The following is a 13,987-nucleotide window of genomic DNA, read 5'->3' as shown; positions in this document are numbered from 1 at the left end:
GTGATCCGCGACACGGAATGTTGCGGCGGGGGATCTGACGCATGGCCCCATACCCGCGCGGCGGCTTGCTAGGGAACATCAGGTGCCGTTAGCTCTGGCGACAACAAGGATCGAGGGAGCCGACGCCACGATGGGACCGCTTGCGGGCATCAAGGTCATCGACATGACCACCGTGCTGATGGGGCCGTATGCCGCCCAGACGCTCGGCGACTACGGCGCCGATGTCATCAAGGTGGAATCGCCGGAAGGAGACGTCACCCGCAAGATCGGCCCGTGGCATCATCCGGGCATGGGGCCGGTCTATCTCAATACCAACCGCAGCAAGCGCGTGATCTGCCTCGACCTCAAGAAGCCCAGGGGACGCGAGGCCGCGCTGCGGCTCATCAAGGACGCCGACGTCCTGCTCTACAACATCCGGCCGCAGGCGATGGCGCGGCTGAACCTCGGCTATGACGTGGTCTCCGCGCTCAATCCGCGGCTGGTCTATGCCGGTGTGTTCGGCTTCGGCCAGGATGGTCCCTATGCGGCCAAACCGGCCTATGACGACCTGATCCAGGGCGGGGCGGCGCTGTCGCATCTGATGGCGGTCGCCGGTGACGGCACGCCGCGTTATGTGCCCAATGCGCTGGTCGACCGCATCGTCGGCCTGACGGCGGTCGGTGCCATCTGCGCCAGCCTCGTGCACCGTGACCGCACCGGGCGCGGCCAGCGCCTGGACGTGCCGATGTTCGAGACCATGTCGGCCTTCATCATGGGCGACCACATGGGCGGGCTCACCTACCAGCCCCCGCTCGACAAGGGCGGCTATGCGCGGCATTTGTCGCCCGACCGCAGGCCCTACAAGACCGCCGACGGCAATATCTGCGTGATCGTCTACAACGACAAGCAATGGGACGCGTTCTTCACCGCGTCCGGCCGCACCGACCTGCGCGCGGATGACAGGTTCAACAGCTTTGCCCGGCGTGCCGCCAACATCGATTTCGTCTATGCCGAGCTCGCGCGCATCTTCCAGACACGGACCACGGCCGAGTGGACCAGACTGCTGGACGAAGCCGATATCCCGGTCATGCCGATGCACGACCTCGAAGGCCTGCTGAACGATCCGCACCTCGTGGCGACCGATTTCTTTCCCGTGGTCGAACATCCGACCGAAGGTCCGATCCGCAGCACCCGCGTGTCCGCGACCTGGTCCGAGACCAAAGCCGAGCCGCAGCGTCTGGCGGCACGGCCGAACGAGCATGGCGCGGTTATCCTGCACGAGCTTGGTTTCTCGGACGAGGAGATCGCCGCGATGATCCGCGACGGCGTGACGACGCCGGCGCCTGCCAGGGAGTGAGACGATGGATTTCGCGCTCTCCGCCAACCAGGAATCGATCCGCGATGCGGTGGCCAAAATCTGTGCTCGCTTCGACGATGCCTACTGGCTGAAGAAGGACAAGGAGGGCGGTTTTCCCGCCGACTTCCACAGGGCCTTGGCCGAGGCTGGCTGGCTCGGCATCTGCATCCCGGAGGCGTATGGCGGCTCCGGGCTCGGCATTCTCGATGCTGCGATCATGATGCGCACCATCGCCGAATCCGGCGCCGGCATGTCCGGTGCCTCGGCGATCCACATGAACGTGTTCGGGCTCAATCCGGTCGTCGTGTTCGGGACCAAAGAGCAGTGTGCGCGGATGCTGCCGGGCATCGTCGATGGCAGCGAGAAGGCCTGCTTCGCCGTGACCGAGCCGAACACCGGCCTCAACACCACCCAGCTCAAGACGCGTGCCGTGCGCAAGGGCGACCGCTACATCGTCAACGGCCAGAAGGTGTGGATCTCGACCGCGCAGGTCGCCGAGAAGATTCTGCTGCTGGCGCGCACGACGCCGCTGGAGGAGGTGAAGCGCCCGACCCATGGGCTCAGCCTGTTCTACACCGATTTCGACCGCAGCCGGATCAAGGTGCACGAGATCGAGAAGATGGGCCGCAAGCCGGTCGACTCCAATGAGCTGTTCTTCGAGGATGTCGAGATTCCGGTCGAGGATCGCCTGGGCGAGGAGGGGCGCGGCTTCGACTACATCCTGCACGGCATGAATCCGGAGCGTATCCTGATTGCCGCCGAAGCCGTCGGGCTCGGTCATCTCGCACTGTCGCGCGCGTCGGCCTATGCGAAGGTGCGCAACGTGTTCAATCGCCCAATCGGCCAGAACCAGGGCATCCAGCATCCCCTGGCGAAGAACTGGATGGAGCTGGAGGCCGCGTGGCTGATGGTGCTGCAGGCCGGCTGGCAGTACGACCAGGGCCGGCCTTGCGGCCCGGCGGCGAACGCCGCGAAATATCTCGCCGCCGAAGCCGGCTTCCACGCCTGCGAGCAGGCGGTGATGACCCATGGCGGCTTCGGCTATGCGCGCGAGTATCACGTCGAGCGCTATTTGCGGGAATCCCTGATCCCCCGCATCGCCCCGATCAGCCCGCAACTGATCCTCAGCTTCATCGCTGAGAAGGTCCTCGGTTTGCCGAAGTCGTATTGAGATGGGTTCTGACTGAGATGATGAACGCAATCGTGATGGACGCACAATGCCTGCATTCCCGCCCCCCTTGTGGGGGAGGGGCAGGGAGGGGGGTACCCCACGAAGGCTCGTCGTGCGGCCATCCCCACCCCCGACCCCGCCCCACAAGGGGGAGGGGAGCGCAGCGGCGCTCGTGGTGGGGACCATGACCTACATCACCGGCACCGGGCTTACCTCGTTCGGCAGGCATGACGGCCGCTCGTCGCTCGACCTGATGAGCATGGCGGCGCAGCTTGCGCTGGATGATGCCGGGCTGACGCGGCGCGACATCGACGGCATCCTGTGCGGCTATTCCACGGTGTCGCCGCACATCATGCTCGCAACCGTGTTCGCCGAGCACTTCGGCATCACACCCTCTTACGCCCATGCGGTGCAGGTCGGCGGCGCCACCGGGCTCGCGATGGTGATGCTCGCGCATCACCTGGTCGAAGCCGGCGTCGTCAGGCACATGCTCGTGGTCGCCGGAGAGAACCGGCTGACCGGGCAGAGCCGCGATGCGTCGATCCAGGCGCTGGCCCAGGTCGGCCATCCCGATTATGAGCTGCCGCTCGGGCCGACCATCCCTGCCTATTACGGCCTCGTCGCCTCGCGCTACATGCACGAATACGGCGTCACCGAGCATGACCTCGCCGAGTTCGCCGTGCTGATGCGGGCGCATGCGCTCGATCATCCCGGCGCGCAATTCCATGAGCCGATCACCATCGCGGACGTCATGGCATCGAAGCCGGTGGCGCGGCCGCTCAAGCTGCTCGACTGCTGTCCGGTGTCCGACGGCGGCGCCGCCATCGTCGTCAGCCGCGAGCCGACCGGAGCGATTGCGGTGCACGTGCGCGGCTGTGCCCAGGCGCATACGCATCAGCACGTCACGGCGGCGCCGGCCTTGAGCGAGCTTGGTGCCGAAATCGCGATCGCGAAGGCGAAGGCAGCAGCGGGTGTAGACATCAAAGACGTCGACTACGCCGCCGTCTATGACAGTTTCACCATCACGCTCTGCATGCTGCTCGAGGATCTCGGCCTCGCCGGCCGCGGCGAGGCGGCGGCGCGGGTCAGGGCCGGTCATTTCAGCCGCGACGGCGCCGTGCCGCTCAACACCCATGGCGGGCTGCTCAGCTACGGTCATTGCGGCGTCGGCGGCGCCATGGCGCATCTGAGCGAAGCGCATCTGCAGATGACGGGGCGCGCCGGACCTCGCCAAGTCCGCGAAGCAGCGCTGGCGCTGCTGCACGGCGATGGCGGCGTGCTGTCGTCGCATGTCAGCATGTTCTGGGAGCGTGTGCGATGAGCGAATCGTCCGACTGGACCAGGGGGGGTGCAGCGATTCGCTTTCAGCGCTGTGCGTGCTGTGCCCACCTGCAGTATTTCCGCCGCGGCTTCTGCGCGGCCTGCGGCTCGCTTGCGCTCACCGATCACGCGGCGACGGGCGAAGGTACCATCTATGCGGCATCATTGGTCTGTCGTGCCGCGACGCCGGAGACGCGCGCGCATGTGCCCTACAACATCGTGCTGGTGGATATGCGCGAGGGCTTTCGCATCATGGCCCATGGCGACCACGAACTTGCGATCGGCGATCTCGTCATGGCCTGCTTCGTCACCTTCGCAGGCGGCATCGTGCCGTACTTCGGGAAAGTCAAATGAAGATGGGGAACAGAACGACGTCTGAAAAGGTCGACCGCGGGCGGCCGAGGCGGGACGATACGCATGAAAAATTCGTCCCGACCCGGATCGCCGCGCGATTGACACAATACTGTTACGCTACGCCTACTAACTCAAACGCAACTCAACTCGGTCGTTCGCGTGAGCAATCAAGCTCACATTCCTACCTACGGGCGATGAAGAAACTGCGACGCAGAACCTCCAGACAGCCCTTCATCGCCCGTAGAACAGGACGCTGGCGATGACGATCATGGATGTCACCGCCAGCATATGCGCGAGTGCCTCCGACGTTGCCCTCTTAGTGGCTTCCTTCATGCCGTTTCCTCCCTGGACACTGGACACGACTCTCCGTGGCGCAAATACACACGCTACGTCGGCTGGAATTTTACTCGGAACACCCCACTTCGACGTTCGCTTCGCGAGTCCCCACTCGGCGTTCATCGACGGTTCAGAACATCGTCGGGTAATGCGGCGTGAATTGGGCTCGCTTATGGTTGTCCTGCGACCGAGTCCCGGTAACGTTTAGGCGAGCCCGTACAAATACGAGTGATGCGAATTATCGACCGGAAGCTGTTAGTTACTGTGAATTGCAACCTTGAGTATTTGTTTGCTTCGACCGCGTGCGACACGTCGATGACGGACTTCGACGCACTGAAATCAGTCTGCCGCGAGCAGGTTGAGCCGCGCATTGGCGACCGTCAGGCGCTCCGCCAACAGTTGCGCCAGATTGCGCATGATGCGCTCGCCGGCTTTCGGATGGCGCACGCGGAAACGCTCGAAATCCACCAGCGAGATCTCGAAAGCGGTGGCGGAGAAATCCGCGACGACGTCGGCGGAGCGCACGGGCTCCAGCAGTGCCATCTCGCCGAAGCATTGCCCTGCCGTCAGCGTCGCGAGCCGGATGCCGTCGGGCAGGGTGACGTGGACGACGCCGGAGCGCAGGAAGAACAGCGAGGCCGCAGCATCGCCGGCCGCAAGGATGCGTTCGCCCTGCCGATAGTGCCGGATGATCGCCAGTGCCGCGAGCTCATGGCGCTCGTCCGCGGAGAGCCCCGCGAGCAGCGGCTGCTCGGCGAGCTCGGTGGTTTCGAGGAAATCGATGGCGCCGCCATAGCGATAGACGATCTGGTCCTCGGCCCATTCGATCGCGGCGTCGAGCAGGTAGAAGTCGCGGACGTTCCTGATGTCGCCGGTGCGGGCCGCGATTTCCTGCCATTCCGGCGAGCTGCGGCGGATGCCCGACAGCACGACGGTCACGTCGAAGTCGGCGAGCTCGTGAAACAGCTCGGAAAGCAGGCGCACGCCTGCTTGTGTCATCGCGGTGACGCGATGGAGGTCGACGATGACGAATTGCGGTCGCGTGCTCGCCGCAAGCTGGCGCGAGACGTAGTCGACGTTGGAGAGCGACAGCGTACCGACCAGCTCGAGCACGCGCACCGCGTCCGGATGTGCGGCGAGGATGTTGCGCTCCTGCGCGCGGCGGCTGCGCCGCGACGGGCTGGCGCCGATGTCGTAGTCGGCGATGATCGTGGTGCGCGCATCGTCGGAACGGTTGAGCATGTGCAGGCCGTAATGCGCCGACAGCGCCTCGCAGACCTTGATGCCGCGCACGCTGTTGCCGTGACCGTCGAGCCTGGGCGAATAGCTGCCGAGCCCGAGCCGCGCGGGCAGGCTCGCCAGGATGCCGCCGCCGACGCCGCTCTTGGCAGGAATGCCGACACGGTAGATCCACTCGCCGGCGAAGTCATACATGCCCGACGAGGTCATCACCGACAGCGTGCGCGACACCGCATAGGGCGTCACCACCTGCTCGCCGGTGACGGGATTGATGCCGCGATTGGCGAGCGTGGCCGCCATGATCGCGCAGTCGCGCGCGGTGACGAGCACGGCGCATTGCCGGAAGTAGACCGCGAGCACGTCATCGACAGGCTCCCTGATGACCTCCGACGTCCGCAGCAGATAGGCGATCGCGCGGTTGCGATCGCCGGTGGCGGCTTCCGACGCGAACACCGCGTCGTCGACATCGAGCTTGCGGCCGGCGAAGCGGCCGAGCGCGTCGCGGATGGTCTCGAAGGCGTCATTCTGACGTGCCTTGCGGATCAGACCGCTGCACGCGATCGCGCCGGCATTGACCATCGGATTGAACGGGTGGTTCTCCGCATTGAGCCGGATGGAATTGAAGGGATCGCCGGACGGCTCGACGCCGATCACGCGCTCGACCTCGTCGGAGCCGAGCGTATCGAGCGCGAGCGCGAACACGAACGGCTTCGACATCGATTGGATCGTGAACGGCACGCGGCTGTCGCCGACCTCGTAGACGTGGCCGTCCAATGTGGCGAGGCCGATGCCGAAATGCGCCGGGTCGGCCTTGCCGAGCTCGGGGATGTAGTTCGCAACGGTGCCGTCATGATCGGGCCAGAAGTCGGCATGGCAGGCCGACAGGAAGCGCTGCAGCGGCGGCATCGCGGCCGTCGCCCAATGCTGCGGACGTCGGATCGGCCTCGGGTGGGTGGTCATGGCAAGCTCGGCGGGAACAAGGTCTCGCGCCGGTTATGTCGCAGCCGCGACGGCGCAGCCAGCCCACACTTGTCGCAACGCTGGTCAAATGTTGCCGCTGCTCACCGATTGAGCGGGTTTGCGGGCGCGATGACCGTCCCGTGTTGCCATGCGCGAGAGGCGATGCCCATCGAAAGCCGCCGCTACGGTACCGCGCGTTGGAACCGGCGACGATCGTCCCTCCCGCATCCTGCAGCCGATTGCCTGAGGATGCCGAGTCTTGTGCCAACACGCTGAAGAATGGCGGGTTTTGGAGACGGTCTGCTGTTGTGACGGCAAAACGGCTGGGCTAGCTTGTTCAACAAGCGGAATATCATTCCGCATGACGGAATTGGTGGGAAACGCATGGGACGACGGTCTGAGCGATTGAGCAGGGGCAGCATGCTGCCCGGAGATCTCGCCGGCGAGGGCGAGGTCATTCAGGTGGTGTCGCGGGCGTTCGACGTGCTTCGCTGTTTCGAGGGGCACGAGGCGCGGCTCGGCAATCTCGAAATCTCCAACCGCTGCGGCCTGCCGCGGTCGACGGTGTCGCGGCTGACGCACACGCTGACGCGCATGGGCCAGCTGGTCTACCTGCCGCGCGATCAGAAATACCGCATCGGCCCGAGTGCCGTGGCGATGAGCACGTCGATGACCAGAGGCTTGCAGCTGCGCAATCTGATCCGGCAGCGGCTGCAGGACGTCGCGGAGCAGTTGCCCGGCACCGTCGGCTTCGTGATTCCCGATCGCTTCCACCTCGTCTATCTGGAGTTCGGCCGCGCCGCGAATGCGCTCGGCCTGCATGAGACCACGGGCAGCCGCATCTCGATGGCCTCGACCGCGGCCGGTCATGCCTATGTCGCCGCGCTCGAGCCGGAGGTCGGCGACGCCTTGCTGGCCGAGATGGAGCGCGAGATGCCTGACGCGGCCAAGCTGCTGCGGCCGCGCCTCGAGCACAACAGGCAGTTTCTCAAGGAGCACGGCTACGTGGTGGCCTGCGGCTTGTGGAGCCCGCACATCAATGGCGTCGCGCTGCCGCTGTGGTCGCCGCAATACCAGACCTATGTCGTGCTCACGATCGGGCTGTTGTCTGCGATGTACGACGAGCAGCGGCTGCATGACGAGGTCGCCCAGCCGATGCGCGAGCTCGGCCGCAGCATCGCGGCGCTGCTGCAGGGCGCGGAAGCCGACGTCTTCAACAACCGGATGGACAGAAAACCGCTCCAGGTGAACGCGAAGACTAACCACAAGAACAAGACCATCACCGGGGCAGGGGGAACGAATGAGTTGGCAGCCGGAGCTCGAGGAACTGGCCCGGCGCGAGGCCTTCGCGCGGGAGATGGGCGGGCCTGACAAGGTCAAGCGTCAGCACGACCAGGGCCGTCTCACCGTTCGCGAGCGCATCGACGGCGTCGTCGATCCCGGCAGCTTTCACGAGATCGGCGCGGTCGCCGGCCTCGGCGAGTATGACGAGCAGGGCGAGCTCAAGCACGTCACGCCCGCCAATTGCGTGTTCGGGCGTGCCCGCGTCGACGGCCGCACCGTGGTCGTGGTCGGCGACGATTTCACCGTGCGTGGCGGCTCGGCCGATGCCTCAATCGCCGCCAAGCCGTTGATGGCGGAGGAGATGGCGCACGACTTCCGTCTGCCCATCATCCGTATCATCGAGGGCTCCGGCGGCGGCGGTTCGGTCAAGACGATCGAGACCAAAGGCGCGGCCAATCTGCCCGGCGGCATCGGCGGCAATCGCTGGTACCGCTACACGACCGAGAACATGTCGCTGGTCCCGGTGGTCGCGCTCGGCCTCGGCTCGGTCGCGGGGCTTGGCGCAGCGCGGCTCGCGGCGAGCCACTACTCGGTGATGACCAAGCAGTCGGCGATGTTCGTCGCCGGGCCGCCGGTCGTGAAGCGGCTGGGCCAGGACCTCGGCAAGATGGAGCTCGGCGGCGCCGACATCCAGACCAAGGCCGGCGGCGTCGACCACGCGGTCGACACCGAGGCGGAAGCGTTCGCCTGCGCGCGGCGCTTCCTGTCCTATCTGCCGTCGTCGGTCTACGAGCTGCCGCCGACCTTGCCTTGCACCGACGATCCGCAGCGCGTCGACGAGCAGCTCATCAGCGCGGTGCCGCGGGATCGCCGGCGCGTCTACAAGATGCGGCCGATCATCGAGTCCGTCGTCGACAACGGCTCGTTCTTCGAGGTGGCGCAGAACTATGGCCGTCCGATCATCATCGGCCTCGCGCGTCTCGAAGGCCGCGCAGTGATAGTGCTGGCGAGCGATCCCTATCACTTCGGTGGCTCGTGGACGGCGGATGCATGCCAGAAGGTGATCCGCTGGGTCGACTTCGCCGAGACCTTTCATCTGCCGATCGTCTACCTGATGGACTGTCCCGGCTTCATGGTCGGCCTCGAGGCGGAGAAGGCCGCGACCATCCGCCACGGCGTGCGCGCAATGGCGGCGGTCAACCAGTCGACGGTGCCGTGGTGCACGGTGATCGTGCGCAATAATTTCGGCGTCGCTGGCGTCGTGCATCAGCCGGCCGATCGATTCTCCATCCGCTATGCCTGGCCGTCGGCCCATTGGGGCTCGCTGCCGCTCGAGGGCGGCATCGAGGCGGCGTATCGCGCCGAGATCGATGCCGCGCAGGATCCGAAGGCCAAGCTCAAGGAGATCGAGGAGCGGCTGACCAAGCTGCGCTCGCCGTTCCGCTCGGCCGAGAAGTTCTGGGTCGAGGAGATCATCGATCCCCGCAAGACGCGCGCGCTGCTGTGCGAGTTCGCCCGCCTCGCCGAGCCGCTGCGCACGCCCGGGCCGCCCACGGCGATGACGACGCGGCCGTGAGCTTACGCCGCGGCGGGCTTCGCCTGCCGCGCGATCGCCAGCGCCAGAAGCGCCGCGACGATGCAGAGCGCGCCGGCGGTGAAGAACGCCGGCAGGTAGCTCTGGAGCAGCGTGCGCGACAGGCCGGCGCCGAACGCGGCGGTGCCGGCGCCGAGCTGATGTCCGGCGAACACCCAGCCAAACACCAGGTTGGCCCGCTCGGGCCCAAACCGCTGCGCCGTCAGCCGCACCGTCGGCGGCACGGTGGCGATCCAGTCGAGGCCATAGAACATCGCGAACAGCGACAGGCCATAGAACGAGAAGTCGGTGAACGGAAGGAACAGCAGCGAGAGACCACGCAGGCCGTAGTACCAGAACAGCAGCCAGCGATTGTCGTACCGGTCCGACAGCCAGCCCGAGACGATCGTGCCGACGAAATCGAACATGCCCATCGCGGCGAGCAGGCTCGCCGCCTGCACCTGAGGAATTCCGAAGTCGAGGCACATCGGGATGAGATGCACCTGGACAAGGCCGTTGGTCGAGGCGCCGCAAATGAAGAACGTCGCAAACAGCATCCAGAACACCGGCGCCCGCGAGGCGTCGCGGAGGGTGCCGAGGGCGGCGGCGAGGATCGGCGTGGTGACGGGCGAGGGGGCGGCGATCGGGTCGGTGCCGTTGTCGCCATAGGGCCGGAGGCCGAGATCACTCGGGCGATCGCGCATCAGCAGCAGCACGGCGGTGGCGGAAACGCCGAGCATGATGCAGATCAGCCCGAGCGCGACGCGCCAGCCGAGCCGCTCGGTGAGACTCGCGAGCAGCGGCAGGAACACCAGCTGTCCGGTCGCGACGCTGGCCGTGAGAATGCCGACGACGAGGCCGCGCCGCGCGACGAACCAGCGCGTGGCGATGGTCGCGCCGAGCACCAGCGCGGTCATGCCGGTGCCGATGCCGATCACGACGCCCCACAGCAGCACGAGGTGCCACACCTGTGTCATCGCGAGCGACGCCAGCAGCGCCGACACCACGATCAACTGGGCCAGCAGCGTGATGTTGCGCAGGCCGTAGCGGTTGAGCAGGGCGGCGGCGAACGGCGCCATCAGCCCGAACAGCACGAAGCGGATGGAGAGCGCCGAGGAGATCTCCGCGGTGCTCCAGCCGAATTCCTGCTGGAGGGGCACGATGAACACGCCGGGTGCGCCCACCGTGCCGGCGGACACCAGGGCCGTGAAGAACGTCACGGCGACCATCACCCAGCCGTAATGGATGTTGCGCCGTCCAAGGATCGCTGCAAGTTGGTTCGAGATCATGAGGCTCTCAGTACAATGGGGTTGCGCGCCCATTCTGCCAGGGCGCCCAAATGACATAAATGGCTAAGTTCCCTCGTTTCAGGACATCAGGGTCGCTCCACGGCGATCGCAGTCGCCTCGCCGCCGCCGATGCACAGTGCGGCCACGCCGCGCTTCAGCCCGCGCGCTTTCATCGCATGCAGCAGCGTCACGATCAGCCGCGCGCCGGTGGCGCCGATCGGGTGGCCGAGCGCACAGGCGCCGCCGTTGACGTTCAGCCGGTCACGCGGGATGCCAAGGTCGCGCTGCGCGGCCATGGCAACGACGGCGAAGGCCTCGTTGATCTCGAACAGGTCGACATCCTCGACGCGCCAGCCGACCTTGTCGAGCAGTTTCCTGATCGCCGGAATCGGCGCCGTCGTGAACCATTTCGGCTCCTGGCTGTGGGTGGCGTGGCCCTTGATCTCCGCGATGACAGGCAGCCCGTCGCGATCGGCACGCGACCGCGCGGCGAGCACGAGCGCCGCGGCACCATCCGCGTTCGCGGAGGACGCTGCGGGCGTGATCGTGCCGTCCTTGCGGAACGCCGGGATCTTCACCGGATCGACCTTGAGCGGATGCTCGTCGTTGGCGACCAGGCGCGGGCCGGATTTCTCGACGATCGTGATCGGGGCGATCTCGGCCTTGAACGCCCCGCCTTCGACCGCCTTGCGCGCACGCGTCAGCGTCTCGATGGCGTAGGCATCCTGGTCGGCGCGGGTGAACTGATAGGCCTCGGCCGTGGCCTCGCCGAAATCGCCCATCGAGCGTCCGGTCTCATAGGCGTCCTCCAGGCCATCCAGCATCATGTGATCGAGGATCCGATCGTGGCCAGCACGATAGCCGCCGCGCGCCTTGGTCAGCAGATATGGCGCATTGCTCATGCTCTCCATGCCGCCCGACACGACGATCTCGGCGGAGCCCGCCCGAATGACGTCGTGCGCCAGCATCGCGGCCTTCATTCCGGAGCCGCAGACCTTGTTGATGGTGGTGGCGCCGGTGGCGTCGGGCAGGCCGGAACCGCGCGCGGCCTGCCGTGCCGGAGCCTGGCCCTGGCCGGCCGACAGCACGTTGCCCATGAACACCTCCTGGACCGCATCGGGCGAAACGGTGGCGCGTTCGAGCGCGGATCCGATCACGTGCGCGCCGAGCTTGTTCGCACTCAGCGGCGAGAATTCGCCCATGAAACGGCCCAACGGCGTGCGGGCGGCGGACAGGATCACGACGGAATCGGACGAGGCCATGACAAGGCTTTCTGATGAAATATGATAATCATCATATAATAATCTCTCGCAAGAGGAAACCCCGGCGGTCCCTGCTGAACCGTCGTGAAGCTGGCGCGAGGCTGCCGGGATCTGCGAGGCGAGACTTGGAGAAACTTGCTATCGCTTGCGGTCGATGAAATGTTGCATCAGCCGTTTCGGCTCGTCGGTGAGGAACGACCGTCCGAAGGCGCCGATCGATATCTCGATGGACTCCTTCAGCGGCAGCTCCTCCCATTGCCGCAGCAGAGCCTTCTGCGTCCGCAGCGCTTCGGGACCGCAGGCGAGCAGGGATGCCACGGCCTTCTCGACCGCGATGTCGAGTTCTCCCTCGGCGGCGACGGCATCGACGAGGCCCCAGGCGAGAGCGGTCGGCGCGTCGATCGTCTCGGCGGTCATCAGCAGCCAGCGCGTGCGGCCCCAGCCGATGAGACGTGGCAGCAGCGCGGCATGAATGACCGAGGGAATGCCGACACGCACCTCGGGCATGCCGAACTTGGCGTCGTGTCCCGCGACACGGATATCGCAGGCCGCTGCGACCTCCAATCCGCCACCCAGACACCACCCCGGCATCCGCGCAATCACGGGGGCAGGAAAATGTCGCACCGCCTCGCAGAGCCCGGCAAGTCGCGAGATGAAGGTTTCCGCTGAAGCCTGGTCCAGCGTTGCCATCTCCTTGATGTCGGCGCCGCCGATCATGCTCTTCCCGCTTTCGCCGGCCAAAACGAGAACGCGAATGGCGGCGTCGGAGGCGAGCGATCGCAGCCCGGCTTCCACGTCGAGAATCGCTGCCGAACCGAGAATGTTGAGCGCGCCTGCATTGCAGATCGTCAGCCGAACGACGCCTTGGCCGTCACGACTCACGCCGCAGTGGGAATTGAGCATGTCCATGGTCGTCCTCGTCGGGTTCCTGGGCAACAGGGGTGTGCCGGGAATAAATCAGGCCAGCGAAGTTGATTTAGATCAACTCGAATTCATCAAATAGCTGCAGCGAGCAGGACGCAGAGCTGTTATAGTATGACCGCAGACATTCAATGGGACGGCAATGCGTTACTCTCCGGAACACAAGGCGGAAACCCACGCGCGGATCGTGCGCAAGGCATCGGTGCGGCTGCGCGAGCGTGGCGCTCATGGTGTCGGGGTTGCAGACCTGATGAAGGAGGCCGGACTGACTCACGGCGGCTTCTACGCGCATTTCGATTCGCGCGAGGCGTTGGTCGTGGAGGCGTTCGGTTATGCGATCGATCGTTCGATGGAGCATTGGCGCAAGCTGCTGGACCAGTTGCCGCCGCAGAAGCGGCTCTCGGCCATCGTCGACGGCTATCTGTCCGCCGGCCATCGCGACGATGTCGGTCACGGCTGCGCGGTTCCTGCGCTCGGAGCGGAAATCGCCCGCGAGAGCGCCAAGACCCGCAAGGCCTTTGCTGCGAAGCTGGAAGAGTTGATCGACCTGTTCGCCGAGTACATCGTCGACGTACCGGCCAAGACTGCGCGAAAGCGGGCTTCGGCGATGCTCGCGACTCTGGCGGGGACGCTCGTGATGGCGCGACTCATGGGCGGCGGCGAATTGTCAGACGATATCCTGAACTCCGGGCGCGAGGTGGCGCTGGCCGTCGCCAGCGGAGGTGGGCCGGCGGGCAGGGCACCTGTGCGGGCACCCGCAAAAAGGCCCGTGAAGAAGGTGGTAGCCGCGAAGCGCTGATCCGTCGCGCGGCTCGGATGCGGGACGCGGCACGCTGCACGCCGCGGGGTCTGCAGTGATCGTGCCGACCGAGCGAAGGGGCGGCATTTTCGCAGCGCCGATCAGCGCTTAGACCCTTCCCAAACGCCGCAAAGACTGCAAGA

Annotated in this window: 11 protein-coding genes; 7 read left to right on the top strand and 4 right to left on the bottom strand. The window is 66.0% G+C overall.

From position 1 onward, the window contains the following. Window positions 1-130 precede the first annotated feature (130 nt). The 4 genes from ACQR0W_RS24260 (at window position 131) to ACQR0W_RS24245 (ending at window position 4,181) form a co-directional block, all read left to right on the top strand. Window positions 131-1,336: a CaiB/BaiF CoA transferase family protein gene (locus ACQR0W_RS24260; RefSeq protein ID WP_316172013.1), complete on the top strand. Its 1,206-nt coding sequence runs from the start codon at window positions 131-133 to the stop codon at window positions 1,334-1,336. A 4-nt stretch (window positions 1,337-1,340) separates the two neighbouring features. Further along, entirely contained in the window at window positions 1,341-2,507 is a 1,167-nt protein-coding gene (locus tag ACQR0W_RS24255; protein WP_315749745.1) for an acyl-CoA dehydrogenase family protein, read from the top strand. Window positions 2,508-2,691: 184 nt separating this feature from the next. After that, window positions 2,692-3,828: a thiolase family protein gene (locus ACQR0W_RS24250; protein WP_315749747.1), complete on the top strand. Its 1,137-nt coding sequence runs from the start codon at window positions 2,692-2,694 to the stop codon at window positions 3,826-3,828. Beyond that, the gene (locus ACQR0W_RS24245; RefSeq protein ID WP_316172012.1) at window positions 3,825-4,181 is read left to right on the top strand and encodes a Zn-ribbon domain-containing OB-fold protein; all 357 of its coding nucleotides are present in this window, start codon (window positions 3,825-3,827) and stop codon (window positions 4,179-4,181) included. The genes ACQR0W_RS24250 and ACQR0W_RS24245 overlap by 4 nt, the downstream gene beginning before the upstream one ends. A gap of 675 nt (window positions 4,182-4,856) precedes the next feature. On the opposite strand, the gene glsA is transcribed toward ACQR0W_RS24245, so the two are convergent. Beyond that, window positions 4,857-6,716, bottom strand: a complete 1,860-nt coding sequence (gene glsA / locus ACQR0W_RS24240; protein ID WP_316172011.1) for a glutaminase A — start codon at window positions 6,714-6,716, stop codon at window positions 4,857-4,859. A gap of 384 nt (window positions 6,717-7,100) precedes the next feature. Here glsA and ACQR0W_RS24235 point away from each other — a divergent pair, with 384 nt between their 5' ends. Both ACQR0W_RS24235 and ACQR0W_RS24230 read left to right on the top strand, forming a co-directional pair. Further along, a complete protein-coding gene (locus ACQR0W_RS24235; protein ID WP_316164610.1) occupies window positions 7,101-8,087 on the top strand; it encodes an IclR family transcriptional regulator in 987 nt (328 codons plus the stop codon). Then, complete coding sequence (locus tag ACQR0W_RS24230; RefSeq protein ID WP_316172010.1) at window positions 8,017-9,576, top strand: acyl-CoA carboxylase subunit beta; 1,560 nt, start codon at window positions 8,017-8,019, stop codon at window positions 9,574-9,576. The genes ACQR0W_RS24235 and ACQR0W_RS24230 overlap by 71 nt, the downstream gene beginning before the upstream one ends. Window positions 9,577-9,578: 2 nt before the next feature. Here the strand turns inward: ACQR0W_RS24230 and ACQR0W_RS24225 are convergent, their stop codons facing one another. The 3 genes from ACQR0W_RS24225 to ACQR0W_RS24215 form a co-directional block, all read right to left on the bottom strand. Then, complete coding sequence (locus ACQR0W_RS24225; protein ID WP_316172009.1) at window positions 9,579-10,862, bottom strand: MFS transporter; 1,284 nt, start codon at window positions 10,860-10,862, stop codon at window positions 9,579-9,581. Window positions 10,863-10,948: 86 nt separating this feature from the next. Then, on the bottom strand, window positions 10,949-12,124 hold the full coding sequence (locus ACQR0W_RS24220) for a thiolase family protein (RefSeq protein ID WP_316172008.1): 1,176 nt from the start codon (window positions 12,122-12,124) through the stop codon (window positions 10,949-10,951). Window positions 12,125-12,262: 138 nt separating this feature from the next. Next, the gene (locus tag ACQR0W_RS24215; protein ID WP_315714441.1) at window positions 12,263-13,033 is read right to left on the bottom strand and encodes an enoyl-CoA hydratase; all 771 of its coding nucleotides are present in this window, start codon (window positions 13,031-13,033) and stop codon (window positions 12,263-12,265) included. 154 nt (window positions 13,034-13,187) lie between these two features. On the opposite strand from ACQR0W_RS24215, the gene ACQR0W_RS24210 reads away from it, so the two are divergent. After that, window positions 13,188-13,844 carry a TetR/AcrR family transcriptional regulator gene (locus ACQR0W_RS24210; RefSeq protein WP_316172007.1) on the top strand — a complete coding sequence of 219 codons (657 nt, stop codon included), beginning with the start codon at window positions 13,188-13,190 and terminating at the stop codon, window positions 13,842-13,844. Window positions 13,845-13,987: the final 143 nt, after the last annotated feature.

It is taken from the genome of Bradyrhizobium sp. HKCCYLRH1034, assembly GCF_051168375.1.
GTDB lineage: Bacteria > Pseudomonadota > Alphaproteobacteria > Rhizobiales > Xanthobacteraceae > Bradyrhizobium.
Note: the sequence above shows the minus strand (reverse complement) of the source record. Positions and strands in the feature narration are given on the sequence as shown.

Excerpts from the sequence above, each read along its gene's own strand:
- ACQR0W_RS24250 (WP_315749747.1), top strand. The coding sequence starts at position 2,692 with ATGACCTACATCACCGGCACCGGGCTTACCTCGTTCGGCAGGCATGAC.
- ACQR0W_RS24215 (WP_315714441.1), bottom strand. The coding sequence starts at position 13,033 with ATGGACATGCTCAATTCCCACTGCGGCGTGAGTCGTGACGGCCAAGGC.
- ACQR0W_RS24235 (WP_316164610.1), top strand. The coding sequence starts at position 7,101 with ATGGGACGACGGTCTGAGCGATTGAGCAGGGGCAGCATGCTGCCCGGA.
- ACQR0W_RS24260 (WP_316172013.1), top strand. The coding sequence starts at position 131 with ATGGGACCGCTTGCGGGCATCAAGGTCATCGACATGACCACCGTGCTG.
- ACQR0W_RS24245 (WP_316172012.1), top strand. The coding sequence starts at position 3,825 with ATGAGCGAATCGTCCGACTGGACCAGGGGGGGTGCAGCGATTCGCTTT.
- glsA (WP_316172011.1), bottom strand. The coding sequence starts at position 6,716 with ATGACCACCCACCCGAGGCCGATCCGACGTCCGCAGCATTGGGCGACG.
- ACQR0W_RS24210 (WP_316172007.1), top strand. The coding sequence starts at position 13,188 with ATGCGTTACTCTCCGGAACACAAGGCGGAAACCCACGCGCGGATCGTG.
- ACQR0W_RS24220 (WP_316172008.1), bottom strand. The coding sequence starts at position 12,124 with ATGGCCTCGTCCGATTCCGTCGTGATCCTGTCCGCCGCCCGCACGCCG.
- ACQR0W_RS24230 (WP_316172010.1), top strand. The coding sequence starts at position 8,017 with ATGAGTTGGCAGCCGGAGCTCGAGGAACTGGCCCGGCGCGAGGCCTTC.
- ACQR0W_RS24255 (WP_315749745.1), top strand. The coding sequence starts at position 1,341 with ATGGATTTCGCGCTCTCCGCCAACCAGGAATCGATCCGCGATGCGGTG.
- ACQR0W_RS24225 (WP_316172009.1), bottom strand. The coding sequence starts at position 10,862 with ATGATCTCGAACCAACTTGCAGCGATCCTTGGACGGCGCAACATCCAT.